The sequence below is a fragment of the Sphingomonas fucosidasi genome, from assembly GCF_036663855.1.
In the GTDB taxonomy this organism is placed as follows: Bacteria; Pseudomonadota; Alphaproteobacteria; order Sphingomonadales; family Sphingomonadaceae; genus Sphingomonas; species Sphingomonas faeni_B.
Genome location: NZ_JAXOJR010000004.1, coordinates 130,471 through 155,057 on the forward strand (window position 1 = coordinate 130,471; position 24,587 = coordinate 155,057).

General features: G+C 66.4%; 16 protein-coding genes and 1 pseudogene. 10 read left to right on the forward strand and 7 right to left on the reverse strand.

Annotation, left to right across the window (positions count from 1 at the left end; translation table 11 throughout):
- The first annotated feature begins 96 nt into the window (after positions 1-96).
- Positions 97-1,236, forward strand: a complete 1,140-nt coding sequence (locus tag U1737_RS08885; RefSeq protein WP_332796676.1) for a cellulase family glycosylhydrolase — start codon at positions 97-99, stop codon at positions 1,234-1,236.
- A 49-nt stretch (positions 1,237-1,285) separates the two neighbouring features.
- Here U1737_RS08885 and U1737_RS08890 read toward each other — a convergent pair whose 3' ends face one another.
- Together U1737_RS08890 and U1737_RS08895 are read right to left on the reverse strand one after the other, a co-directional pair.
- Positions 1,286-3,088 carry an IlvD/Edd family dehydratase gene (locus U1737_RS08890; RefSeq protein ID WP_332796487.1) on the reverse strand — a complete coding sequence of 601 codons (1,803 nt, stop codon included), beginning with the start codon at positions 3,086-3,088 and terminating at the stop codon, positions 1,286-1,288.
- Positions 3,089-3,134: 46 nt separating this feature from the next.
- Complete coding sequence (locus U1737_RS08895) at positions 3,135-4,280, reverse strand: aldose epimerase family protein (protein ID WP_332796488.1); 1,146 nt, start codon at positions 4,278-4,280, stop codon at positions 3,135-3,137.
- Positions 4,281-4,435: 155 nt separating this feature from the next.
- Here U1737_RS08895 and U1737_RS08900 point away from each other — a divergent pair, with 155 nt between their 5' ends.
- Positions 4,436-5,743: a sugar MFS transporter gene (locus U1737_RS08900; protein ID WP_443027115.1), complete on the forward strand. Its 1,308-nt coding sequence runs from the start codon at positions 4,436-4,438 to the stop codon at positions 5,741-5,743.
- Positions 5,744-5,878: 135 nt separating this feature from the next.
- On the opposite strand, the gene U1737_RS08905 is transcribed toward U1737_RS08900, so the two are convergent.
- A complete protein-coding gene (locus U1737_RS08905; protein WP_332796490.1) occupies positions 5,879-6,664 on the reverse strand; it encodes a FadR/GntR family transcriptional regulator in 786 nt (261 codons plus the stop codon).
- Positions 6,665-6,772: 108 nt separating this feature from the next.
- Here U1737_RS08905 and U1737_RS08910 point away from each other — a divergent pair, with 108 nt between their 5' ends.
- The 8 genes and pseudogenes from U1737_RS08910 (at position 6,773) to U1737_RS08945 (ending at position 18,732) form a co-directional block, all read left to right on the forward strand.
- On the forward strand, positions 6,773-8,323 hold the full coding sequence (locus tag U1737_RS08910; protein WP_332796491.1) for an aldehyde dehydrogenase (NADP(+)): 1,551 nt from the start codon (positions 6,773-6,775) through the stop codon (positions 8,321-8,323).
- A gap of 55 nt (positions 8,324-8,378) precedes the next feature.
- Positions 8,379-9,371, forward strand: coding sequence for an AraD1 family protein (gene araD1 / locus U1737_RS08915; RefSeq protein ID WP_332796492.1), 993 nt, complete (start codon positions 8,379-8,381; stop codon positions 9,369-9,371).
- 2 nt (positions 9,372-9,373) lie between these two features.
- Positions 9,374-10,300 (forward strand): Gfo/Idh/MocA family protein, encoded by a 927-nt coding sequence (locus U1737_RS08920; RefSeq protein ID WP_332796493.1) that lies wholly within the window; start codon positions 9,374-9,376, stop codon positions 10,298-10,300.
- 7 nt (positions 10,301-10,307) lie between these two features.
- Positions 10,308-11,882 (forward strand): alpha-N-arabinofuranosidase, encoded by a 1,575-nt coding sequence (locus U1737_RS08925; RefSeq protein WP_332796677.1) that lies wholly within the window; start codon positions 10,308-10,310, stop codon positions 11,880-11,882.
- 51 nt (positions 11,883-11,933) lie between these two features.
- Positions 11,934-12,971 carry an arabinan endo-1,5-alpha-L-arabinosidase gene (locus U1737_RS08930; RefSeq protein ID WP_332796494.1) on the forward strand — a complete coding sequence of 346 codons (1,038 nt, stop codon included), beginning with the start codon at positions 11,934-11,936 and terminating at the stop codon, positions 12,969-12,971.
- A 2-nt stretch (positions 12,972-12,973) separates the two neighbouring features.
- The gene (locus U1737_RS08935) at positions 12,974-14,416 is read left to right on the forward strand and encodes a family 43 glycosylhydrolase (RefSeq protein WP_332796495.1); all 1,443 of its coding nucleotides are present in this window, start codon (positions 12,974-12,976) and stop codon (positions 14,414-14,416) included.
- 2 nt (positions 14,417-14,418) lie between these two features.
- Positions 14,419-15,768, forward strand: a pseudogene (locus U1737_RS08940) (glycoside hydrolase family 27 protein).
- Positions 15,769-15,900: 132 nt separating this feature from the next.
- Positions 15,901-18,732, forward strand: coding sequence for a TonB-dependent receptor (locus tag U1737_RS08945; RefSeq protein WP_332796496.1), 2,832 nt, complete (start codon positions 15,901-15,903; stop codon positions 18,730-18,732).
- Positions 18,733-18,860: 128 nt separating this feature from the next.
- On the opposite strand, the gene U1737_RS08950 is transcribed toward U1737_RS08945, so the two are convergent.
- The 4 genes from U1737_RS08950 to U1737_RS08965 all read right to left on the reverse strand — a co-directional run bounded on the left by U1737_RS08950 (position 18,861) and on the right by U1737_RS08965 (position 24,527).
- Complete coding sequence (locus U1737_RS08950; protein WP_332796497.1) at positions 18,861-20,114, reverse strand: DUF2254 domain-containing protein; 1,254 nt, start codon at positions 20,112-20,114, stop codon at positions 18,861-18,863.
- A gap of 174 nt (positions 20,115-20,288) precedes the next feature.
- Complete coding sequence (locus tag U1737_RS08955) at positions 20,289-21,767, reverse strand: TolC family protein (RefSeq protein WP_332796498.1); 1,479 nt, start codon at positions 21,765-21,767, stop codon at positions 20,289-20,291.
- Positions 21,764-22,846, reverse strand: a complete 1,083-nt coding sequence (locus U1737_RS08960) for an efflux RND transporter periplasmic adaptor subunit (protein ID WP_332796499.1) — start codon at positions 22,844-22,846, stop codon at positions 21,764-21,766. Before U1737_RS08960 ends, U1737_RS08955 begins: the two co-directional genes overlap by 4 nt.
- On the reverse strand, positions 22,830-24,527 hold the full coding sequence (locus U1737_RS08965; protein ID WP_332796678.1) for an ABC transporter transmembrane domain-containing protein: 1,698 nt from the start codon (positions 24,525-24,527) through the stop codon (positions 22,830-22,832). Before U1737_RS08965 ends, U1737_RS08960 begins: the two co-directional genes overlap by 17 nt.
- Positions 24,528-24,587: the final 60 nt, after the last annotated feature.

Consider the following 24,587-nt stretch of genomic DNA (forward strand, 5'->3'; position numbering starts at 1 on the left):
GTGAACGATGGCAATTTGGCGCGGTCGCCCGCGTGGTCGATACCAGAGCCTCGGACCGCGAGGACCGCAACTGCTGCAAAGCCGCTATACCTTGCCTTGCTCGCCACCGCGGTGTTCGTCGCCAGTCCTGCCGATGCCCGCGGGCGCTGGACGGAGGCGCAGGCGAAAACCTGGTACGCTGCGCAATCGTGGTTGGTCGGCGCGAATTATGCGCCCGCCACCGCGATCAACCAGCTCGAAATGTGGCAGGCGGCAACCTGGGATCCGAAACGGATCGACTACGAACTCGGCCTTGCACAGGGCATCGGCATGAACACGATGCGCGTGTTCCTCCACGACCAGCTCTGGCAGCAGGATCCGGAAGGCTTCAAGCAGCGGATCGACGCGTTCCTGGCGATGGCCAAGGCGCACAAGATCAAGCCGTTGTTCGTGCTGTTCGACAGTTGCTGGGATCCGGATCCGAAACGCGGGCCACAGCATCCACCGATCCCCGGCGTGCATAATTCCGGCTGGGTGCAGGGACCGGGGCTGCCGGGCCTGCGCGATCGTACGCGCTATCCCGGCTACAAGGCGTATGTGCAGGGCGTGGTCGGCGCGTTTGCGAAAGACGACCGGATCCTCGGCTGGGACGTCTGGAACGAGCCCGATAATGGCGCGGACCAATATAAGGGGCAGGAGGGCAAGGAGCCGCTGGTCCGCGCGCTGCTGGCGCAGGTGTTCGACTGGGCGCGCGACGCCGATCCGTCGCAGCCGCTGACCTCGGGGGTGTGGATCGGCGAGGACTGGGCACCGGGCGGCAAGACGTCGCCGATGGAAAAGCTCCAGCTCGCGCAATCGGACGTGGTGACGTTCCACGACTATAGCTGGCCAGAGACGTTCGAGCGGCGGATCAAGCAGCTGCTCGCCTATAATCGCCCGATCATCTGCACCGAGTATATGGCGCGCGGCAACGGCTCGACCTTCGACGGGTCGCTGCCGATCGGCAAGCGCTACAATGTCGGCATGATCAACTGGGGGTTCGTCGACGGGAAGACGCAGACGCGGCTCCCCTGGGACAGCTGGCAGAAACCGTACGTGCTGGCCGAGCCGACGATCTGGTTCCACGAGGTGTTCCGGAACGACGGCACGCCGTATCGGCAGGCTGAAACCGACTTCATCCGGCGATTGAGCGCAGCGCCGAAGGGCGTCGTACCGGTGGCCCCGTCCGATACGTCAGCGGCAGGTCGCCAACGCTGAAGCGATAGGCAGCATCGCCTCCACAAGGGAGGCGATGCTGTCCGCGTGCTTAGTGGTTGTCGCGCGGCAGACCCATCGTCTGCGCGATCCGCTGATACTTCTCGGCGCCTTCGAGGATCGCACCGGTTTCCATCTGGCCGACGGTGGCGCGCTGGATTTCCTGCCACGGCGTCTGCGAGCGCGGGAAGGCATAGCCGCCGTCTGCGGTGAGGGTGCGGCGCCGCTCGGCGAGTTCCTCGTCGGAAATCAGGACGTTGGCCGATCCCTTTGCAAGGTCGATGCGAACCCGGTCACCGGTGCGGATCAGCGCGAGGCCACCCATCGCCGCCGCTTCGGGGCTGGCGTTGAGGATCGAGGGCGAGCCCGACGTCCCCGACTGGCGCCCATCGCCGATGCAGGGGAGGGCATGGACGCCCTCGCGGATCAGGTACGCCGGCGGGCGCATGTTGACGACCTCGGCGGCACCCGGATAGCCGATCGGGCCGGCGCCACGCATGAACAACAACGTGTCGGTCGTGATCCCGAGCGAGGGATCGTCGATCCGGTGGTGATAATCCTCCGGCCCGTCGAACACGACCGCGGGGCCCTCGAATGCTTCGAGATCGTCCGGGTTGCTGAGATAGCGCGCGCGGAATTCCGGCGAGATCACGCTGGTCTTCATGATCGCCGAGTCGAACAGATTGCCGCGCAGCACGATGAAGCCGGCATTCTCGAGCAGCGGCGTCGCGAACGGGCGGATGACGCGCTCGTCCTCGATCGTCGCGGTGCGGCAATTGTCGCCGATCGACTTGCCGTTGGCGGTCATCGCGTCCTCGTGGATCAGGCCCTGTTTCATCAGCTCGGCCACCACCGCGGGCACGCCGCCGGCATGATAATAATCCTCGCCCAGATACTCACCCGCGGGCTGGAGGTTGACCATCAGCGGCACCTTGTGGCCGTGCGTCTGCCAATCGTCGATCGGCAGGTCGACGCCGATGTGGCGCGCGATCGCGGCCAAGTGGATCGGTGCGTTGGTCGAGCCGCCGATCGCCGAATTGACGACGATCGCGTTGTGGAACGCTTCCTTGGTCAAGATGTCCGAAGGCTTCAGGTCTTCGGCAACCATGTCGACGATCCGCTTGCCGGTCTTGTACGCGACCTCCTGGCGATCACGGTAAGGCGCGGGGATCGCGGCCGAGCCGGGCAACTGCATGCCGAGCGCCTCGGCGAGGCTGTTCATCGTCGTCGCGGTACCCATCGTGTTGCAGTAACCGGTCGACGGCGCCGACGATGCGACGAGCTTGATGAAGCCCTCGTCGTCGATCGCGCCGGTCGCGAGCAGTTCGCGCGCCTTCCACACGATCGTGCCCGAGCCGGTCCGCTCGCCCTTGTGCCAGCCGTTAAGCATCGGGCCGACGGAGAGCGCGATCGCCGGGATGTTGACGGTCGCGGCGGCCATCAGGCAGGCCGGCGTGGTCTTGTCGCAGCCGATCGTCAGCACGACGCCGTCGAGCGGATAGCCGTACAGCACCTCGACCAGCGCCAGATAGGCAAGGTTGCGGTCGAGCCCGGCGGTCGGCCGCTTGCCGGTTTCCTGGATCGGGTGGACCGGGAATTCGAGCGCGATGCCGCCGGCTTCACGGATGCCTTCGCGCAGGCGTTCGGCCAGCACGAGGTGGTGGCGGTTGCACGGGCTCAGGTCGCTGCCGGTCTGCGCGATGCCGATGATCGGCTTGCCCGAGCGCAGTTCCTCGAGGCTCAGCCCGAAGTTCAGATAGCGCTCCAGATAGAGCGCCGTCATGTCGATGTTCTCGGGGTTGTCGAACCACGCGCGGCTGCGGAGCTTGCTGGAAGCGGGGGGCATATCGGTCATCGGGTCGGTCATCGGGAGGCTTTCTGGAAGATCGGGATCGGTCGGATCAACGCGCGACGGAGACGCGGTAGATCATGCGATGATGATAGGGCTTGCCGGGGTCGACGCGGGCCGAGCCGAACGCGGGCTGGTTGGGCGTGTCCGGAAACTTCTGCGGTTCGAGCGCCAGGCCGTCGCCCATCCGGTAGACATGGCCCGACTTGCCGATCAGCGACCCGTCGAGGAAATTGCCCGAATAGAACTGCACGCCGGGCTCGGTGGTCAGCACTTCGAGCACGCGGCCAGACGCCGGATCTTCCACCCGAGCGGCAAGGCCGGGCTCCGGCGTCGCGCCCTTGTCGAGCACGAAGTTATGATCCCAGCCATGGCCGATCACGATCTGCGGATCGCGGCCGTCGCGAAGGCCGTCGGACAGCGCGCGGCCCTTGGTGAAGTCGAACACCGTCCCGGCGACCGGCTTCATCTCGCCAGTCGGGATTAGCGTGGCGTTCACCGGGGTGTAGCGCCGCGCCGGGATCGTCAGCCGCTGGCCGTAGATGCCGGTCGCCGAGCCTTCGCCGGCCAGATCGAACAGCGCGTGGTTGGTCATGTTGACGATCGTCGGCGCATCGGTGGTCGCGTCGAAATCGATCGTCAGCGCGCCCTTGTCGTCGAGCGCATAGGTGACCTTGGCCATCAACGTGCCGGGATAGCCCTGATCGCCCGCCGAGCTGGTCAGCGTCATCACGACCTTCGCCTGCGCGCCATTGGTGACCGAGACGATCTTCCACACCAGCTTGTCGAACCCGACGGTGCCGCCGTGCAGCGTGTTGGTCTTGTCGTTCAGCGGCAATTGATACGTCTTGCCGTCGAGCAAGAAGCGACCGCCGGCGATGCGGTTGGCATAGCGGCCGATCGTCTGGCCCCAGAAGTTCGGCGCGCTGGCATAGCTCGCGGCGTCGTCGTAGCCGAGCGTGATGTCCGCCACCTTGCCGTTGCGATCGGGCGCGTTCAACGACTGGAGCGTCGCGCCGAGCGTCATGATGCGCGCGCTCACACCATTGGTGCCGGTCAGCGTGACGGCTTCGATCGCGGTACCGTCGGGCAGTTTGCCGAACGATTCCCGCTTCGCCGACGCGGCCGACGCGGCCTGCGTCGATACCGCCGTCAGTACGGCCGCCATGATGATCCCCGTTTTTCCGATTGCGCGCATTTCGGTTCCCGTCCTTAATCGCTCGACGCCGTTGACGCGCCTTGTGAGGCTATATAGTCGGACAATATATTTCTGAGCAAGCCATGCGGTAAAAGACTGTCGTTCAGTCGCAGACATGGCACGGAGGGTGAGCGATTATGGCGATGCCGATACAGATGCAACGACCCGTCGAGGGCGCAGCGACACAGGGTCCGCCGGGGGGCAGTCCCAGTTACCGCTCCGCACTGACCCTGCTCGCCAGCCTGTTCTTCATGTGGGGCTTCATCACGGTCATCAACAACACGCTGCTGCCGCACCTGCGCAGCGTGTTCGACCTCAGCTATACGCAGACCACGCTGATCGAGAGCGTCTGGTTCATCGCCTATTTCTTCGCGTCGATTCCGTCTGCCAAGCTGATCGAGCGAGTCGGCTATCAGCGTGCGATGGTGTTCGGGCTCGGACTGATGGCAGTCGGTGCGCTAATGATGGTGCCTGCCGCGCGCCTGCCGAGCTATGGCGTCACGCTGGTCGCGCTGTTCGTGATCGCGAGCGGCATCACGCTGCTCCAGGTCGCGGCCAATCCGTACGTCGCCGTGGTCGGTCCGCCCGAGACCGCGTCGTCGCGATTGAACCTGGTCCAGGCGTTCAACTCGGCCGGCGCGACGCTCGCGCCGTTGTTCGGTGGCTATCTGATCCTCGGCCGCTCGACCTCGGGCACCGCCGTCGCCGGCTCGACCGCGGTGCTGACGCCGGCCGAGCGGCTTGCCGACGCACAGTCGGTGGTGCTGCCGTATCTGATCGTCGCGGGCGTGCTGGTCGTGCTCGCGATCGTCATCGCGCGCTTCCCGCTGCCAGCGATGGGCGCCGCGACGCAGCGCTCGGCCAAGGCGGACCGGAAGGGGCTGTCGCTCTGGTCGCACCGCAACCTGGTGCTCGGCATCCCGGCGATCTTCATTTATCTGATAGCCGAGATCGGCGTCGCCAATCTGTTCATCAACTTCGTCAGCCAGCCGCAGATCGGCAATCTGACGCACGAACAGGCCTCGCATTACCTGTTCATCCTGTGGGGCGGGATGATGGTCGGCCGGCTGGTCGGCAGCGTCGTGATGCGGACGATCCCCGCCGAGCGCGTGCTGGCGGTGGCGAGCATCGGCGCATTCGTCGTCATGGTGATCGCGACCTTCACCACCGGCCATGTCGCGATGTGGGCGCTGATCTCGGTCGGGCTGTTCCACTCGATCATGTTCCCGACGATCTTCACGCTCGGCATCCGCGGCCTCGGTCCGCTGACCGAGGAAGGGTCGGGGCTGCTGATCATGGCGATCGCGGGTGGTGCGCTGGTGATCGTCCAGGGTTGGCTCGCCGACACCTACGGGTTGCAGATCTCGTTCCTGCTGACCGCGGCGTGCGAACTCTACATCCTGTTCTACGCGGTCTGGGGCTCGAAGGTCACTAACGCCCTGCCGGATCAGGCGACCCGCTAGACCATATTCCTCCCCCGCCGGGGGGAGGTGGCGCCAAAGGCGACGGAGGGGGCGGACACGGAGCAGAGGTTTCCGCTCACCGCCCCCTCCGTCAGGCTGCGCCTGCCACCTCCCCCTGGCGGGGGAGGATCATGATCAGCGCGCCATCGCCAGTTTCGTATCCTCCAGCGCCAGGTCGACCAGCGTCCGCATCGCCGCGCTGGCGCCGTTCGCATCGCCCGCGGCAATCGCGTCATAGACCAGCATGTGATCGGGAATCGGATTGCGGGGCAGGGCACGGGCGCGCTGCTTGAACTGCGTCGTCCAGTTGACCGCGGCACCGATACTCGCACTCAGCACGATCAGCGCATCGTTGCCCGTCGCGGTCAGCACCGCGTCGTGAAACTCGCGATCCGCCGCGCGCCCGGCTTCGGTGGCCAGCGTATGCCGCCGCATTGCCGCCAGTGCATCCTTCATGATCTTCAGGTCGGTTCGTTCACGCCGTTCCGCGGCAAGCGCCGCCGCCGCGGGCTCGACGATCGCGCGCAATTCGAACAGCCCGCGAACGAAGGTGATGTCGGGCTCGCCCGCAAACGCCCAGGCGAGCACGTCGGGATCGAGCAGGTTCCACCGACTGCGCGGCAGGACGCGCGTACCGATCTTCGGTCGACTTTCGACCAATCCCTTGGCGGTCAGGACCTGGACCGCCTCTCGGTAGGCGCTGCGCGAAACGTCGAGCGTTTTCGAGAACTCGACCTCGCCGGACAGCGTGTCGCCGGGCGCATACTCCCCCGACAATATCGCGGTGCCGAGCTTGTGCGCGACTGCACCGTGAAGGCGCCGACCCGTGCCGCGCGGAACGCGGGCGACCGGCGTTTCATCGTCGTTGCCACCCTCCACAGGATCCTCGATACGATCCCCGATACGATTGACGTCCGTCATAACGCTTGCTCCCTGGACACGGCGTAACAGTCCCTGCGCGATCAAGGAACGACAAAGATTGCCAAAGCCCGGCGCCGCTTATATGTCGGAGTATAGGGAGTGGATACTATGTCAGACACAAGCACGAGCCAGACCGAGCGTTCGGCGTTTCGATCCATCGACGCCGCCACCGGTGCTGCAGTGGGTAATCCGATCGCGGTCCATGGTCCAGCCGACGTCGAGGCCGCCTGCGTTGCCGCCGACGCCGCCTTCGATGCGTATCGCGCGACCGGCAACGACGCGCGGGCCGATTTCCTCGAGCGGATCGGCGACGAGATCGTCGCGCTCGGCGACGACCTGATCGTCGCCGCGATGCGCGAAAGCGGCCTGCCGCGCGCGCGGCTCGAGGGCGAGCGCGGTCGTACCGTCGGCCAGCTGAAGCTGTTCGCGGGCGTCGTCCGTCGCGGCGGCTGGATGGGGCTGCGGATCGACCCCGCGCTCCCCGATCGCGCACCGCTGCCACGTCCCGATCTGCGGCTGCGGATGATCCCGCTCGGCCCGGTCGCGGTGTTCGGCGCGAGCAATTTCCCGCTCGCCTTCTCGACCGCCGGTGGCGACACCGCATCGGCGCTGGCTGCCGGTTGCCCGGTCGTCGTCAAGGGTCACCCGGCGCATCCCGCGACCGGCGCGATGGTCGCCGGCGCGATCGATGCCGCGGTTGCCGCCTGCGGACTGCCGAAGGGCGTGTTCTCGCATCTGGTCGGTCCCGGCAACGATCTCGGCAGCGCATTGGTGCAGGATCCGCGCATCGCCGCGGTCGGCTTCACCGGATCGCGTGCCGGCGGCCTGGCGCTCGTCAAGCTCGCGCAGGCCCGTGAGGTCCCCATTCCGGTCTATGCCGAGATGTCGAGCATCAACCCGGTCGTGCTGCTGCCCGAAGCCCTGAAGGCTCGCGGCGCGGCGCTGGGGACGGCGTTCGTCGGGTCGCTGACGATGGGGGCGGGGCAGTTCTGCACCAATCCCGGTCTCGTGCTCGCGGTCGAAGGCGAGGGGCTCGACGCGTTCGTCTCCGCCGCGGCCACCGCGCTGCCCGGGGCGCCCGCTGCGACCATGCTCACCGGCGGTATCCATGCCGCGTATGAGCAGGGCATCGCCGCGCTTGCGAGCCATGCGGCGGTGAAGGAGATTTCGCGCGGCAAGGTCGGCGAAGGCGTCGCACAGGGGCAGGCGGCGTTCTTCGAGACCACCGCGGCGCAGTTCCTGAGCGACAAGGCGCTGGGTCATGAAGTGTTCGGTGCGTCGTCGCTGCTGGTACGCTGCACGAGCGAGGACGAGCTTCATGCCGTGCTGCGCGCCGCTGAGGGCCAGCTGACCGCGACGATCCAGATGGACGCGGGCGATGCTGAGATGGCGTCGCGGCTGATTCCGCTGCTCGAGCGCAAGACCGGGCGGATTCTCGCGAACGGCTGGCCGACCGGTGTCGAAGTCGCGCATGCGATGGTGCATGGCGGTCCGTTCCCGGCGACCTCGGACGGCCGCACGACCTCGGTCGGCAGCCTCGCGATCGATCGCTTCCTGCGGCCGGTGTCGTACCAGAATCTGCTGCCTGAGCTGCTGCCGGAAGTGCTGCGTGACGGCACGACGGCGCCGCGGCTGATCGACGGCGTTCCCGCCAACTAATCGAAATATCGGGGGGCGAACCGTAACGACGGCGTCCCGACTAGGAGAGAGACTGATGACTTTGCGCCTGTTGCAGCATGTTGGCGTCGACGGCACGCGATCGGTGATCGCGGCCACCAGCGAGGGGGCGGCGTTCGTTACCGGCGTAGACAGCGTCCGCGCGCTGGCCGAACGCGCGATCGCCGACGGTACCGATCTCGCCGGGGCGGTTTCGGCCTGCGGAACGGGCGACAGCGTCGATATCGCTGCCGAACTCGCCGCCGGTCGTCTGACCTCGCCGATCGATCATGTCGATCCCGCGCACCTGATCATGACCGGCACCGGCCTGACGCATCTCGGCTCGGCCGAGGGCCGCGACAAGATGCACCGCGCCGCTGCGGATGCCGAGAAGCAGACCGATTCGATGCGGATGTTCCTCGAAGGCGTCGAGGGCGGCAAGCCTGCCGCGGGGACGCGCGGGCAGCAGCCCGAATGGTTCTACAAGGGCGATGGCTCGGGTCTCGTCGCACCCGGTGCTGCGCTGACGATGCCCGACTTCGCCGAGGATGGCGGCGAGGAGCCCGAGCTTGCCGGGATCTACCTGATCGGTCCCGACGGCACGCCGTTCCGCCTGGGCCTCTGCCTCGCCAACGAGTTCAGCGACCACGTCACCGAACGCCACAATTACCTGTGGCTCGCGCATTCGAAGCTGCGCCAGGCGTCGCTCGGGCCCGAACTGCTGGTCGGCACGCCGCCCGAGCATATCGAGGGTGCGAGCCGCATTCACCGCGACGGCGCATTGCTGTGGGAAAAGCCGTTCCTGTCGGGCGAGGCGAACATGTCGCACAGCATCGCCAACCTCGAGGCGCATCATTTCAAATATGATCTGTTCCGCCGTCCGGGCGACGTGCACGTCCATTTCTTCGGCACCGCGACGCTGTCGTTCGCCGATGGCGTGACGACGCGCGAAGGCGACGTGTTCGAGATCGAGGCCGCACCGTTCACGCTGCCGTTGCGCAACACGCTGACCAAGGCCGCACCGCAGCCCGTCGTCGTGAAGGCACTCTGAGCATGGCCGCTATCAGAATCGCGGTCGTCGGGATGGGCAAGATCGCCCGCGACCAGCATCTGCCCTCGATCGCCGGCAATGCCGACTTCGCGTTCGTCGCCAGCGTCAGCCCGCGCGATCCGGGCGTCGAAGGTGTCGCCAACTTCAAGTCGCTGGAGTCGCTGCTCGCCGACGGTCCGGCGATCGACTCGATCGCGCTCTGCACCCCGCCGCAGGTACGCTACGAGCTGGCCGCGATGGCACTCGCCAAGCGCGTCCACGTCTTCCTCGAAAAGCCGCCCGGCGCGACGCTCGCCGAGGTCGATGCGCTCGAAGCGCAGGCTGCCGAGACGGGAACGACGCTGTTCGCCGGCTGGCATTCGCGGTTCGCTGCCGGTGTCGCGCCGGCCAAGGCGTGGCTCGCCGACCGGCAGATCCAGCGCGTGTCGATCGTCTGGCGCGAGGATGTCCGCGTCTGGCATCCGGGGCAGGCGTGGATCTGGGAGCCGGGTGGGCTCGGCGTGTTCGATCCGGGGATCAACGCGCTGTCGATCGCGACCGAGATCCTGCCGCAGCCCTTCTTCCTGACCGCCGCGACGCTGTCGACGCCTGCCAACCGCGCCGCGCCGATCGCTGCCGACCTGACCTTCCGCAGTGCCGCGGGCACGCCGATCACGATGGACCTCGACTGGCGCCAGACCGGCCCGCAGAGCTGGGACATCACCGTCGAGACCGATGCCGGTACGCTCAGCCTTGCCAAGGGCGGCGCGGTGCTCACCCTGCCGAGCGGCACGGTGCACAATGACGACGAGGAATATCCCGGCCTCTACACCCGCTTCGCCGCGCTGATCCGCGGTGGCCAAAGCGAAGTCGACACGACCCCGTTCACACTCGTCGCCGACGCATTCCTGCGCGGCACCCGCAAATCCGTGGAGGCTTTCGATGATTGAGGCAAAAATGACCCGCACGCTGAAGGGCCTCGCCGCCGCGCTGCTGCTCTCGACCGCCGGCATCGGCGCCGCACAGACCGACGCGCCCGGCACCGCGCCCACTTCGGCTCAGGCAACCGTGACGGTCCACGCCGACACACCCGGCCCGACCTATGATCGACGCATCTTCACGCAGTTCGCAGAACACCTCGGTACCGGCATCTATGGCGGGCTGTGGGTTGGCGAAAAGTCGAAGATCCCCAACGTCCGCGGCTTCCGCACCGACGTCGTGACCGCGTTGCGCGGCATCGGCGTGCCCGTGGTGCGTTGGCCCGGCGGCTGCTTCGCCGACGAATATCACTGGCGCGAGGGGATCGGTCCCAAGGCCAAGCGCCCGGTCAAGATCAACACGCATTGGGGCGGCGTGACCGAGCCCAACACGGTCGGCACGCACGAGTTCATGGACCTCGCCGGACAGCTCGGCGCCGAGGCCTATATCGCCGGCAACGTCGGCAACGGCACGCCGCAGGAAATGGCGGAATGGGTCGAATACATGACCTCGCCCTCGGGAACGCTCGCCGACGAACGTGCCAAGAACGGGCACAAGGCGCCGTGGGCCGTCCCGTATTTCGGCGTCGGCAACGAGCTGTGGGGCTGTGGCGGCAACATGCGCGCCGAATATGCCGCCGACGTGACGCGGCGCTACGCCACCTTCATCAAGGCGCCCAAGGACACGCGCGTGATGAAGATCGCGAGCGGCGCCAACGTCGACGACTATAACTGGACCGAGACGATGGCGCGCGAGCTGGTCGGCAAGGTCGATGCGCTGTCGCTGCATTACTACACCGTCCCCGGCGGCTGGCCGCCGCGTGCGTCCGCGACCGTGTTCGACGAGCGCGGCTGGGCCGAGACGCTGTCCGAGACGCTTCGGATGGACGAGCTGATCACCAAGCATTCGGCGATCATGGACAAGGTCGATCCGAAGAAGACGATGTGGCTCGCGGTCGACGAATGGGGCACCTGGTATGCCGGCGATCCGGGCACCAACCCCGGCTTCCTGCGCCAGCAGAACACGCTCCGTGACGCGCTGGTGACGGCGATCAACCTCAACATCTTCGCCAAGCATGCTGACCGCGTGAAGATGACCGCGATCGCGCAGATGGTGAACGTGCTGCAGGCGATGATCCTGACCGACGGCAGCAAGATGGTGCTGACGCCGACCTATCACGTGTTCGCGATGTACAAGCCGTACATGGACGGCACGGTCCTGCCGATCGACATCAAGTCGCCCTGGTACAACAAGGACCAGTGGACGATGCCGTCGGTCAGCGCGTCGGCTGTACGCGGCAAGGACGGCGTGGTGCGGATAGCGCTCTCGAACCTCGATCCGAACAAGCCGACCAGCGTCAGCGCGGCGCTGCCGGGCGTGACCGCGCAAACCGTCACCGGGCAGGTGCTGACCGCGCCGACGATGACCGCGCTCAACACCTTCGAGGCGCCCAATGCGGTCGCACCGACGGCGTTCAACGGTGCCAGCCTCAGCGGCGGCACCTTGTCGGTGACGCTGCCGCCGATGTCGGTGGTGATGCTCGAACTGAAATGATCGTGACGCCCGCCGGAGCAACCGGCGGGCGCACAGACCGGGAGAGAGACGATGGCCGCACCGAGATGGGCGACCGGACTGATCGCGCTTACGCTCGCGGCTGGCGTGACGGCGCAAACCGCGGAGGCACCGCCGACCCGCGGGGCACTCAACGCCAGGCTGACGGGAGACATCGCGCCGGTCCATGACCCGGTCATGATCCGCGCGGGCAATACCTATTACGTCTACGGCACCGGGCTCGACGGCCAGATGCTGAGCGCCCGCACGTCTCCGGACCTGGTCCACTGGACCGCGGGCACGCCGCCGCTGACGCGCCTGCCCGACTGGGCGACCAAGGCAGTGCCGGGCACCAAGGGAATGTGGGCGCCCGACATTTCGCGCGGCACCGACGGTCGCTACCGGCTCTATTACTCGGTCTCGACGTTCGGCTCGAACCGCTCGGCGATCGGCCTTGCGACCAGCCCGACGCTCGATCCCAAGGCGCCCGGCTATGGCTGGCGCGACGAGGGGCTGGTGGTGATGTCCACCCCCAAGGACGATTTCAACGCGATCGATCCCAACCACGTCGTCGACGCGCAGGGCCGCGAATGGCTGTCGCTCGGCAGCTTCTGGACGGGCCTAAAGCTGTTCGCGCTGAACCCCAAGACCGGCAAGCTGCTCGACCCGAATGAGAAGCCCCACGCGATCGCCCGCCGTCCCGCACCCGCCGGCGGACCCGCTCCGGTCGAGGCGCCGTTCATCATCGGCCATGGCGGCTATTACTGGCTGCTCGCGAGCTACGACTATTGCTGCAAGGGCGTGAACAGCACCTATTACACTGTCGTCGGCCGATCGAAGGCGATCACCGGACCGTATCTCGGCAAGGACGGCAGCGCGATGGTGCAGGGCGGGGGCACGATCTTCCTGCGTGCCGATCTCCAGGAGCAGCAACGCTTTCGCGGCCCCGGCCATCCCGGCGTCATGCACGACACCGACGGCAAGGATTACGTCGTCTACCACGCGTACGACCGGACCAAGAATGGCGCGCCGACGCTGCGGATCGCGCCGATCAACTGGGGCGCCGATGGCTGGCCCGTAGCGGAGTATTGACGATGACGGACCTGAACCGCCGCCTGTTCCTCGCCGGCGCCACCGCGGCATCGGCTAGCGGCGCGATCGCGCGCCTGCCCGGCGGCACCCCCGCTGCGGCTCCGGTGCCGAGCAACCCCGTCGTCCGCCAGCGTGCGGATGCGCAGGTGTTCCGCCATACCGACGGCTATTATTACCTGACCGGGTCGGTGCCCGAATACGACCGGCTGGTGCTGCGGCGTTCGCGCACGCTCGCCGGGCTGACGACCGCGCGCGAGCAGATCCTGTGGCGGCATCTCGCCAGCGGCCCGCTGTCGGGCTTCATCTGGGCGCCCGAGCTGCACCTGATCGACGGCCGCTGGATCATGTATTTTGCGGCGGGTCCGAGCGGCGGCGGCGAGGACGTGTTCCGCATCCGCACCTATGCGCTGGTCGCCGACGGCCCCGATCCGATGACCGCGCGCTGGTCTGTGCTGGGCCAGCTCAAGACGCCGTGGGACAGCTTCAATCTCGATTCGACCTCGTTCGTCCACCGCGGCACGCGCTATCTGTGTTGGGCGCAGCGCGAGCCGGGGATCGAGACCAACAGCAACCTGTATCTCGCGCCGCTCGCCACGCCGATCACGCTCGCCAAGCCGCCGATCCGGATCGCGGTGCCGACGCTCGACTGGGAAATCCAGGGCTACAAGGTCGCCGAAGCGCCCTCGCTGCTGGCGCGCAACGGCAAGCTGTTCATCACCTATTCGGCCAGCGCGACCGACGCGCGCTACTGCCTCGGCCTACTCACCGCGGACGCCAATGCTGACATCATGAAGGCGGGCTCCTGGACGAAATCACCCAGGCCGGTGTTCGTCTCGTCGTCGTTAACGGGCGTCTATGGCCCCGGCCACAACAGCTTCACGGTCGACGAACAGGGGCGCGACGTGCTGGTTTATCATGGCCGCGATTATGCCGCGATCAAGGGCGATCCGTTGTTGGATCCGAACCGCCACACCCGGATGCAGCGGCTGTATTACACCGCCGACGGCACACCCGATTTCGGCATCCCGGTCGGTAACGGACCGGTGCCCGACCGGTTCTCGCCGGCCAGCGACAGGACGGTCTTCCTCCGTCACGACGGCGACCGGATATCGGTCGGGCAGGGGGACATCCCCTCTAGTCAGTTTCGACAGATGCCGGGGCTAACGGGCAGGGGAAGCGTCTCGCTCGTGCCGATCGATGCGCCCGATCGCTATCTCGTCGCGCAGGCCGACGGACGGATCGCACTCGCTGCGAAGGACGCGAGCCGCGCCTTCGCGGAACGCGCGAGCTTCCTGCGGCAGCCGGGTTTGAGCACCGCAAAGGGCGTGACCTTCGCCGCGCTCGGCAAGCCCGGTAGCGTCTTGCGTTACGTTGGCAGCGGCTTGGCGCTGGGGAGCGCGACGCGCCCCGCCGACCGTGCCTCCGCCACGTTCCTGGTGAGCTGAGCATGACGCTGTCGCTTGACCGCCGCACGCTCCTCACCGGCACCTTGGCGGCCACCGCGATCGGCGCCGCAAGTCCGGCGCGTGCGAAGGACGCACCGCGCCTGCTCGCGCCGACCCCGCCGATGGGCTGGAACAGCTGGAACAGTTTCGCGACGACGATCACCGAGGCGCAGGCGATCGAGACCGCGACGATCATGGCGGAAAAGCTGCTGCCGTCGGGCTATGATATCTTCACCGTCGATATCCAATGGTACGAGCCGGGGGCAAGCAGCTACACCTACGCAACCAAGCCCAAGCCGGTGATGGACGATTACGGCCGGTTGCTGCCCGCGCCGAACCGGTTCCCGTCGAGCGCCGGCGGCACGGGCTTTCGCCCGCTCGCCGACCGCGTCCACGCGCTCGGCCTGCGGTTCGGCATCCACCTGATGCGCGGCATTCCGCGGCTCGCGGTGGAGCGCAACCTGCCGGTGCTCGGGACGAAATACCGCGCCCGCGATATCGCCGACACCGCCAGCATCTGTGCCTGGAACCCGGACATGTACGGCGTCGACATGCGAAAGCCCGGCGCGCAGGCCTATTACGACAGCGTGTTCGCTCTCTACGCATCCTGGGGCGTCGACCTCGTCAAGATGGACGACATGAGCCGTCCCTATGACGCGCATGCCCCCGAGATCGAGGGCGCGCATGCCGCGATCGTCGCGACCGGGCGCCCGATCATCCTCAGCCTCTCGCCGGGGGAAACGCCAGTCCCCCGCGCCGATCACGTCCGCCGTTTCGCGCAGATGTGGCGGATCAGCGACGATTTCTGGGACGAATGGTCGCTGCTCGAAGCGCAGTTCACCCGGTTGAAGAACTGGAACGCGCACCGCGTGCCCGGCGGCTGGCCCGATGCGGACATGCTGCCGCTCGGTCGCCTCGCGCTCGGTGCGCGCGATACCAAGTTCACGCCCGACGAACAGCGCACGCTGATGACCCTCTGGTCGATCGCGCGCTCGCCGCTGATCATGGGCGGCGACCTGCGGCATCTCGACCGCCCGACGCTCGACCTGCTGACCAATCCCGAGGTCATCGCGGTCAATCAAGCGAGCTACGACAACCAGCCGCACTTCGTCGCCGATGGCATCCGGGTCTGATCGGCGCGCGTGCCGGGATCGAAGGACCGCTATCTCGCGCTTTTTAACACAGACAAAAGCGAGCGGTCCGTGCAGCTTCGTCTCGACATGATCGCGCTCAACGGGCCGGTCGGCGTCCGTGATCTCTGGGCACGGCGCGATCTGGAACGGGCGTCTGGTACGCTGACGAAGAGCCTGCCGTCACATGGTGCGGCGCTATATCGGCTCACGCCTGGCTGACCAATCTGCAAGACCTATCAGGCAAATTGTTTGGCAAATTAACGCTTGCGTCGATGACTAGGTTCTCATACCTAATGTCCGAGTAATACCGGCTGCGAATAAGGTCGGATGGACATGCCAGGGAGAGGCCAAATGGCGATGAAATCGTTGATTCTGTGTTCCGCATCGATCGCAGCCCTGATGCTGGGCGCGCCCGTCAACGCGCAGGCCGTGCCGACCACGCCGCAGGATCAGGCCGATCAGCCTGCAAGCGGTGACGACATCGTCGTCACCGGCGTCCGCGCCTCGATCGTCGGCGCGCTGAACGTCCGCAAGAATTCGATCCAGATCGTCGACTCGATCGTCTCCGAAGACGTCGGCAAGCTGCCCGACAACAACGTCGTCGAGGCACTCCAGCGCGTCACCGGCATTCAGGTCACCGACCGCGCCGGCGGCGAAGCGGCGACGATCACCATCCGAGGTCTGACCGATCCGTTGACGACGCTGAACGGGCGCAACATCTTCACCGCGGCCGGCACGTCCTTCGCGCTGCAGGATATCTCCGCGAACCTCGTCAAGCAGGTGGACGTCTACAAGACCCGCTCGGCCGACCAGCTGGAAACGGGTCTGGCCGGGCAGATCGACGTGCAGACCCGGCGCCCGCTCGATTTCGACGGCTTCACGATATCGGGCCTCGCCCGCGGACTCTATTCGGAACTCGCCGACAAGGTGAACCCCAACGCCGCGCTGCTGATCAGCGACCGTTGGGAAACCGGCATCGGCGATATCGGCCTGCTCGTGAACGGCAGCTACACGCGCGCCGAATTCCGCAACCAGAATCTGCAGGCCGGCGCGATCGTGCCGTTCGCGACGGAAAACCCGACGGCGGGTTCGGGTCTCGCCCCGCTGGAGCGGATCTTCCCGGGCGACAGGAACCAGAACTGGACGCCGGGGCTGGATGCCGGCCTGCCGACCGCGCCGGGCTCCACGCTCAACATCAACGGCGTCGATACGCCATATTATCTGTCGAGGGACGCGGTCATCGCGTCCGATCTTTACGGCAAGCGCGACCGTCGCGCGGTCAATGCAGCGCTGCAATGGGCGCCCAACGACCGTTCGGTCTACACGGCGGAAGTCTTCTACACCGGCTTCAAGGGCAAGACGTTCAACAGCCTGAACTTCAGCTTCGTCGACTGGTGGGGCGACCTGCCGGCCAATCCGGGGTCGAGCGTCGCGCTGTACGACGGCACGAACATCATCAAGTCGCGTCAGGCCGGATCGGTCGCGGGGTTCAACAGCGGCGACACGGCCACCAGCAAAACCGACAGCTATGTCTATGCATTGAACGCCAAGTGGGACGTGGCCGACCGCGGCAAGATCTCGGCCGACCTCACATATCAGGACAGCAAGAACGAGACCTCGTTCTTCGCCATCCGCACCGATCGCGGGCCGCTCGACATCGACGTGGACTTCAACGCGGGCGGTGGGCTGCCGTCCTACAGCTTCGGCAATCAGGCCGTGCTGACCGACGCGACGGCCTGGACGATCGGCAACCTGTTCGACAGCGGTACGAAGAATACCGGCAGCGCGCTGACGATGATGCTCGATGGCGAATATTCATGGGACGACGGATTCCTGCGCCGCATCAAGTCGGGCTTCCGCTTCGACGACCGCAAGGCCGACACTTTCGTGCGCGACCAGGGCGCAGGGGGGCTGGGCACCACGCTGGCGGCCTTCGGTGAAGGAAAGCCCTTCACCAACAGCGGCTTCTTCGGTGGTCGGGCAGACATTCCCACGAGCTGGGTGCAGGCCGATCCCCGCACGATGGACCGGGATGCCGTCCGCACCCTGTATCGCGCCGTGGCGCCCGGCCTGTTGCTCTCCGATCAGCTGAGCTTCGGCCAGGTGTTCGGCATCTCGGAAACGAACCTGGCCGCCTATGCCCTTGCCGATGGCGAGGTCAGCATCTTCGGGCGTCCGCTGCAGCTTCAGGCCGGCGTGCGCTATGTGGCGATCGACACCGATTATGACTATTTCGATCGCGGTGCGAACTTTGCCCGGACGAGCGTGTCGAACGGTTCGGAAAAGTGGCTGCCTTCGTTCACCGCGCGCTATGCGCTCACGGACAATCTGCGCATCCGCTTCAACTATGGCGAAACGCTCCGGCGTCCCAGCTTCGGCGATCTGAACCCCAATCCCGTGCTAACTGGCGACCTGTCGCGCATCGGCTTCGGTTCGGGCACGTCGGGCACCGCAAACCTCACGCCGACCCATTCGAAGAACATCGATCTGGCGGTCGAGTGGTATTTCGAGCGCAACAGTGCGATCTACGTGACCGCCTTCCGTCGTGAAATCGACGGGCTGGTCGTGCCGCTTACGGTGCGTGAATCGATCCCGAACAACTATCTGCCGCGCAACGAGACCTATACCGAATCGTTCAACATCACCCGTCCGGTGAACGCGTCGGACGGCGTGCTGAAGGGCGTCGAACTGGGCCTGACCTATTTTCCGACCTACCTGCCCGGTCCTCTGAACGGGCTCGGGGTCACCGGCAGCGCCACGATCCTGGATTCCGAACAGACCATCCCGCTCACCAACGCGGCCGGCGAGATCACGGGATCGACGAAGTCGGCGTTCTTCGGCGTATCGAAACTGTCGTACAATGCGACGCTGGCCTACGATACCGGGCCGATCGGCGCGCGTCTGTCGTACGTCTGGCGCAAGGGCTTCCTGCAGAGCAACGAAGCCCGGTCGTTCGCCAATCCGATCGGCTTCTGGCGCGCCCCGGAAAAGAGCCTGGACTTCCAGCTGACCTTGAACGTGAACAAGGATATCGGCCTGACCTTCGACGCGGTGAACCTGACCAAGGCCAAGCAGCAGAACTATTACAAGTTCGGCGACGTCGGTAACCCCGAGCAGTTCAACTCCAGTACGCTGCTCATCGACCGCACCTTCGCCATCGGTGCGCGCTACACGTTCAAGTAACCCGGGCATCCCGGAGAGCGCATTTGCCGCGTGCTGCAAATGCGCTCCTCGTTTCAGGCGAGCCGGTCCGCAGCCTATTCCGGTTGCTCTCGCCGCGGTCGTCGGCGGCGCCCGGCTATCCCTCACTGCTATTCCGCCCGGCTATCCCAAGCGGTACGATGCGCGGCCTCGAACGCGGCGAGATCGCCGGGGTCGTCCATCATCCGGCGGGCACGCTCCAGGGCGTTATCGGCCAGCGCGCGGATATCGCGTCGGGCCGCGGGCAGCGCCGCGTGGAGCGAAGCGAGCGTGACGGTCAGCCGGATCGCGACTTCGGCCGCCTGGCTCCCGTCGCGCAGGATCGGGCGGAACGCATCGGTCAGCATCTCCTCGACGGTCGGGCGCGTCAGATAGACCGGCGGCAGCTCGTCGATTGCCATCGCTTCGGGCCGGTCGGCTGGCAGGTTGAGCAGCACCCGAAGCAACGCGTTGAGGACCTCGATCGCGGTACCGGGATCGTTGATTGCGGGCGACAAGGCCCGGCTCGCAATCTCGGACAGCGCGATCAACCCGAGCCGCGGGTCCTGGTCGAACGAGCGATGGCGCTCGATCGTGAAGGCACGCAGCGCCAGCGTCCGGAGCGCGTCGTCCACGGCGCCTTCGATCCGCATCAAATCGCGGTGCGGGTGGATCATTGCCCCAGGCCGAACGACGACATGGATGACGATACCCCGCTCGGTCGCGATCGCGCCCAGCGCGGCGACGTCGACATGCGTGACATAGCCGGTCGCGGTGCCGCGGATCGACCGTGCCCCGGCCGGTACTTCGATCGCGGGACGCCCGCCCAGATAGGGGTTTGCGGCGAAGTCCGTCATCGCTTCGGCCGCCGCGTTCTCGACCCGGTCGATGACGTCGGACATCCGGCCGAACGCGGTGATGTGCGCGATCCAGCGCAACAGCGTGACGACCACCCATACGACGATCAGGACGGTCGCGCCGAACAGGATGATCCGGCCCTCGCTGCCATAGGCATGCGTCTGGAGGCCGATGATCCCGACGATCGAGAATACGAAGGCGCCGAGGAACGTCGACAGGGCGTTCTGCGAGGTGGGGTCGTTGATCAGCAGTTGCGTCGCGCGCGGCGTCGCCAGTTGCGTTGCCGACGAATAGGCGCTGACCATCGCCGTCAGCGAGAAGGTCGTCACCGCCAGCATGCTCGACGCCATGATCTGAAGGATCGTGCCGACCGCGTCCTGGCCCAGCTCGGCGCCCAACGCATAGGGGAGATAGGGCACGATCGCACCCGACAGGATCGCCAGCACCACGCTCAGCAGGCTGATGATGGCGGCGCGAAACCAGATCTTGCGGACGATCCGGCGCAGGATCCACGACCATTTCTTCATCTCTATTCCCTGATCGAACCATGGCGCGTTCGCAAGGAAACGGTTGCTGGCAAGAAATCGCCCAAAACACGGTCGCATGCCGCGGATAGCTGTCTGACGATCGCCCCGAATCATCGGTGTAATGGCTCACGATGCAGGTCGCCATAGCGTGTGTGGTCTTCGCGGCAGTAGCGGTCAGTCCAGCTGCAAGGCTCTTCGGTCGGCCGTCGCAGCGGCAAGTTCGGCGCGCGCCGATGCGATCCGCGCCTGCGCGTCGATCACGCGCACCCGCGCATCGGTTGCGGTTTCCTCGCGTTGATTGACGAGGAAGAAGTCTCCCGATCCCAGTTCGAAGCGCCGCCGTTCGGCCACCGCCAAGCGATCGGCCAGCCGGCGTTCCTCCTCCGCTATCGACGCCAACTGTTCGGTCGCATTGACCGCGATGACGATCCCGTCGACTTCAACGGCGATCTGATCGCGCAGGAAGCGGCTGCGCTGCCCGAGCGCATCGATCTCGGCGCGTGCCTCGGCGACACGCCCCTTGGCCGCGCGGTTCTGCAGCGGCACGCTGAAGCGAAACCCGACCGCGGCTTCGAGCGGCGTACGGTTCGGTCCACCCAGACCGACCGCACCGATATCCTTTCCGACGTCACCGCGCAGGTCGAGCCGCGGCGAAAGATCGTTCTCGGCGAGCATCAGCCGTGCGGTCGACTGGTCGATCTTGGTCAGGATCGCGCGATAGTCCGGTCGCGCGACAGGCGCTTTGATCGGGGTCGTCGGCGCCAGACCTGCCAGCGGCGTCGCGTCGGGCGGCAGCCGGTCGGCCGACACCAGCAGCGGTGCACCCGCGTCGTCGCGCAGATACAGCGACAGCGAGTTGGCGGCACTCGCGATATCCTGCTCCGCGCGGACGACCAGTGCGCGCCGTCGGACCAGATTCTGGTCGTTCTCGGTCAGCAGGATTTCGGGCCGCGCGCCCAGCGTGACCAAGCGACTGATGGCGCCGCGACGACGTTCTGCAAGATCCAGCAGCTCGCGATAGGCACGCAGCCGCAATCCGGCTGCGACCCAGGCCTGATACGCGTCGACCGCGCGGCGCTGCACGCCGATCGCAACCATCTCGCCCTCGAACCGCGCGACGTCGATATCCGCCCCGGCCACGGTGCGGCGCGTGCGACGCTCGTCGATGACCCGGTCGCGGAGCAGCGCGAACAACGCACCGACCTTCGCCTCGCCGGCCCGGTTGGTATAGGCTTGGTCCTCATAGACGGGAAAGCTGCCCCGCGACGCGCGGTAATTGCCGTAGAGATAGCCGCCATTGCCGGTCAGCGGGCGCGTCGCGCGGCTTTCGATGACGGTTCCGTCGTAATAGCCCGCGACCCGCGACTTGGCATCGACATCGAACACCGTGTCGAACGCCCCTTCGGCCGACAGCGAGCGGCCTTCGGCCTGGCGAACGCGTGCGAGTGCTTCGACGATCTGCGGCGCGGACCGTGCGGATGACCGTAGAACCTCGTCGAGCGTGAGCGGTTTCACCTCGCCCGAGGGCGCCGTTTGCGGGCTCGACAGCGGCTCGGCAGAGGCCTTGGGGACGGTAGCGGCGGGAACGGGGGCGGCAACGATGGGGGTGAGGGGGGACAGCATGACGAGCGTGCCGAGAAGGACGCGGATCATTTCTTTGCTCCGTCGTCTTCGCTTGCCTTCGACATCGCCGCCTTTGGATCGTCCTTGGCGGTCGCGGCGGGGCGGCGGCGGCCGAACTCGAGCGGAAAGTCGTTGAGCTGACGCCAGAGTTCGTAGCCGACGAGCACCGTCTCGCCCTGCACCCAGCCGCGTACCTTGCCGCCGGGCCGGGCGAACTCGCGGGCGGGCCAGGCCGGCATGCCCGGTTGCGGCTCGACGAGGATGCGGAATAGCCCGTCGACCGCGGCATTGGGGTCGATCGTACGGACGCGGCCGTCGAACATGCCCTGGGCGACCGATGGCCAGCCGCTGAACTGGATCGCGGGCCAGCCTTCGAATTCCAGTCGAACCGGTCGGCCGGTGCGGAGCAGGGGCACGTCGCGGCCGTCGATGAACAGCTCGACCGCGCGCTCAACCCGTTCCGGGGCGATCACGGCCAATACCGTCCCTGGCGAGACCATCGCGCCCCCGGTTGCGGCGTTGAGCTGCTGGACCCGGCCTTCGCGGGGCGCACGCACCATCTGCACCGACTGGCGGTTGAGCTGGATGTCGATCCGGTTCAGCTTCGCCCGTGCTTCCGCGAGTTTGGCGCCGGCGTCGGCGACCTTGATCTGCGTCTGCTCATAGTCACGCCGGGCGGCCAGACCTTCGGCAAACAGCTGCGCGGTGCGCGATACGTCGATACCGGCGACCGCCCGGCTTTGCTGGATCGCCGCGATCTCCGCCTGCACCTGTGCACGTTCGGCGGCGAGGCGGGATAGCAGGTCGGGATCGAGATCCACGACCCGCGCGATCGGATCACCCTTGGCGACGTGCTGGCCGTCATGGACATACCAGCGCTCGACGCGACCGGGGACGAACGCGGTCACCTGCTGCTGCCGATCGTCGGGATCGAGCGCGACGACCTGGCCTGTGCCGCTCGCGGTCTGCACCCAGGGGACCAGCGCCATGATCGCCCCTGCGGTCGCAACGCCGATCAGCAGCAACCAGGCGAGCGTGGTTGCCACGCGAGGTGGCCGCATCTTGGCCAAGGTGGAGAAATGCGCGGGGCGATCAGGCGTGTACGACATCGGTGCCCTCCTTTCGCGTGGCTGCGATCAGCGCGTCGCAGGTGTCGAACCGCCGCTGTCGGCGCAGGTCGAGCTGGAACCAGCCATCGAGGCTGATGTCCTCGGGTCTGCCGGTACACAGCAGAACGGTCGTCTGCGCTGCCTTCAACGCGCGCAGTGCCCTCGCAAGCCGGTCCGCGGGCACGAGATCGAACAGTTGCGACAGCACCAGGACCCGCGGGCGTACGAGCAGTGCCTTTGCCAGCTTCAACGCGATGACCTCGGCGATCGACAGGGGATAGCCGGACGCCGCGAGCGGTGTATCGAGACCGAGCGGCAACCGCGCAATGGTATCGCGCAAGCCGACCATGGTCAGCGCATCGAGCACTGTTGTCGGAATGGAGTCGTCATTGGCCAGGGTGAGATACTCGCGGATCGTGACCTCGACGATCGAGGGGCGGTCGAGCACCATGATCTCGGACCGCAATCGGTACATGTCGAACGTCGCCATGTCCGCACCGCCGACGGTGATCAGGCCGCGCTCGGGAATGAGGTGACGCCGCAATACCATCGCCAGCAACCGCTCCGCGCCGCCATTGGGCAGGGTAACGAGCTGTTCGCCCGCCGCCACGGCAAAGTCGAAGCAGGCGTCCTCTATCTCGACGCCTGCAAGCTGTACGGCACCGTCGGCGGGCCCTGCGCTCGCCTTGGATACCGCCGGTTCCTGGCGGATCGCGTACAGCAGCGACAATTCCTCGGCACTCGCGATCAGGTCGTACAACGTGTCCAGATACCAGCCGAGTTGCGACACGCCGTAGAAGACGCCGCTCAGGATCAGTTCGGCCGCGACCAATTGCCCGATCGACAGCTCGCCGCGCAAAATGAGGTTGCCGCCCAGCGCCAGCAGCGCCGCGCTGGCAAATGCGTAGAGGAGCAGGAACGCGACGGTCTGCGTGAAGCTGTAGCGGAAATAGCGGCGGTGCTTCTCGACATAGGTCGCCGTGACCGCTTCGGAACGGTCCATCGCGAAATCGAGGTGCCGGCTGGACTTGTAGAAGCCGTTCGACGCGCCGACGCTCTCCAGCCACCGCGCGGCGTCGTGCTTGGCGTGGCTGAGCGCGACCGCGGACCGGATCGACCCCCGCGACCAGATCAGCCAGATCGCCAGGACGAGCACGACCAGCAGCGCGTTGAAGGCCAGGAAGAAGGGATGGTAGAAACTGGTGACGACGAGCCCGACCACGGATTGCAGCAGGATCGTGAAGCCGCCGATGATCAAGCTCGGCACCGCCTTCTGCACCACGACGAGATCGAAATAGCGGTTGAACAGATCGCCACGGTTCTGATCGGCAAAGAACGGATTTTGCGCGTGTATCGCACGTGTAGTAACCTCAGACACCACCCGCGCGAAAACGTGCCGCTCGAACAAGGCCATGATCCAGAACCGCATCGCGCTGAGGCCGGCCACGAACAGCAGCAACAGCAATAGCAATCCCGCCAGCGTCCAGAGCGGCGCCGGTAACGCCGTGTTGGCAACATTGTTGATAAGAAGCTGGACCGAGATAGGAGTCGCTAGCGACAACAGGCTGATCGCGATACCGTACACCGCTGCCAGACGGATGTACGGGATGTCTGGCCCTACGACCTGATCCAGCCATTCGCTTGCCTGGCGCCATCCAGTCCGTTCGCCTGCCACATGCATCATCCATCGTCGTTAGAACGATATGCACGCTCGGGTATCGATGCTATTGGCACAAGATAG

Excerpts from the sequence above, each read along its gene's own strand:
- U1737_RS08890 (WP_332796487.1), bottom strand. The coding sequence starts at position 3,088 with ATGACCGATATGCCCCCCGCTTCCAGCAAGCTCCGCAGCCGCGCGTGG.
- U1737_RS08895 (WP_332796488.1), bottom strand. The coding sequence starts at position 4,280 with ATGCGCGCAATCGGAAAAACGGGGATCATCATGGCGGCCGTACTGACG.
- U1737_RS08900 (WP_443027115.1), top strand. The coding sequence starts at position 4,436 with ATGCAACGACCCGTCGAGGGCGCAGCGACACAGGGTCCGCCGGGGGGC.
- U1737_RS08905 (WP_332796490.1), bottom strand. The coding sequence starts at position 6,664 with ATGACGGACGTCAATCGTATCGGGGATCGTATCGAGGATCCTGTGGAG.
- U1737_RS08910 (WP_332796491.1), top strand. The coding sequence starts at position 6,773 with ATGTCAGACACAAGCACGAGCCAGACCGAGCGTTCGGCGTTTCGATCC.
- araD1 (WP_332796492.1), top strand. The coding sequence starts at position 8,379 with ATGACTTTGCGCCTGTTGCAGCATGTTGGCGTCGACGGCACGCGATCG.
- U1737_RS08920 (WP_332796493.1), top strand. The coding sequence starts at position 9,374 with ATGGCCGCTATCAGAATCGCGGTCGTCGGGATGGGCAAGATCGCCCGC.
- U1737_RS08925 (WP_332796677.1), top strand. The coding sequence starts at position 10,308 with ATGACCCGCACGCTGAAGGGCCTCGCCGCCGCGCTGCTGCTCTCGACC.
- U1737_RS08930 (WP_332796494.1), top strand. The coding sequence starts at position 11,934 with ATGGCCGCACCGAGATGGGCGACCGGACTGATCGCGCTTACGCTCGCG.
- U1737_RS08935 (WP_332796495.1), top strand. The coding sequence starts at position 12,974 with ATGACGGACCTGAACCGCCGCCTGTTCCTCGCCGGCGCCACCGCGGCA.
- U1737_RS08945 (WP_332796496.1), top strand. The coding sequence starts at position 15,901 with ATGGCGATGAAATCGTTGATTCTGTGTTCCGCATCGATCGCAGCCCTG.
- U1737_RS08950 (WP_332796497.1), bottom strand. The coding sequence starts at position 20,114 with ATGAAGAAATGGTCGTGGATCCTGCGCCGGATCGTCCGCAAGATCTGG.
- U1737_RS08955 (WP_332796498.1), bottom strand. The coding sequence starts at position 21,767 with ATGATCCGCGTCCTTCTCGGCACGCTCGTCATGCTGTCCCCCCTCACC.
- U1737_RS08960 (WP_332796499.1), bottom strand. The coding sequence starts at position 22,846 with ATGTCGTACACGCCTGATCGCCCCGCGCATTTCTCCACCTTGGCCAAG.
- U1737_RS08965 (WP_332796678.1), bottom strand. The coding sequence starts at position 24,527 with ATGCATGTGGCAGGCGAACGGACTGGATGGCGCCAGGCAAGCGAATGG.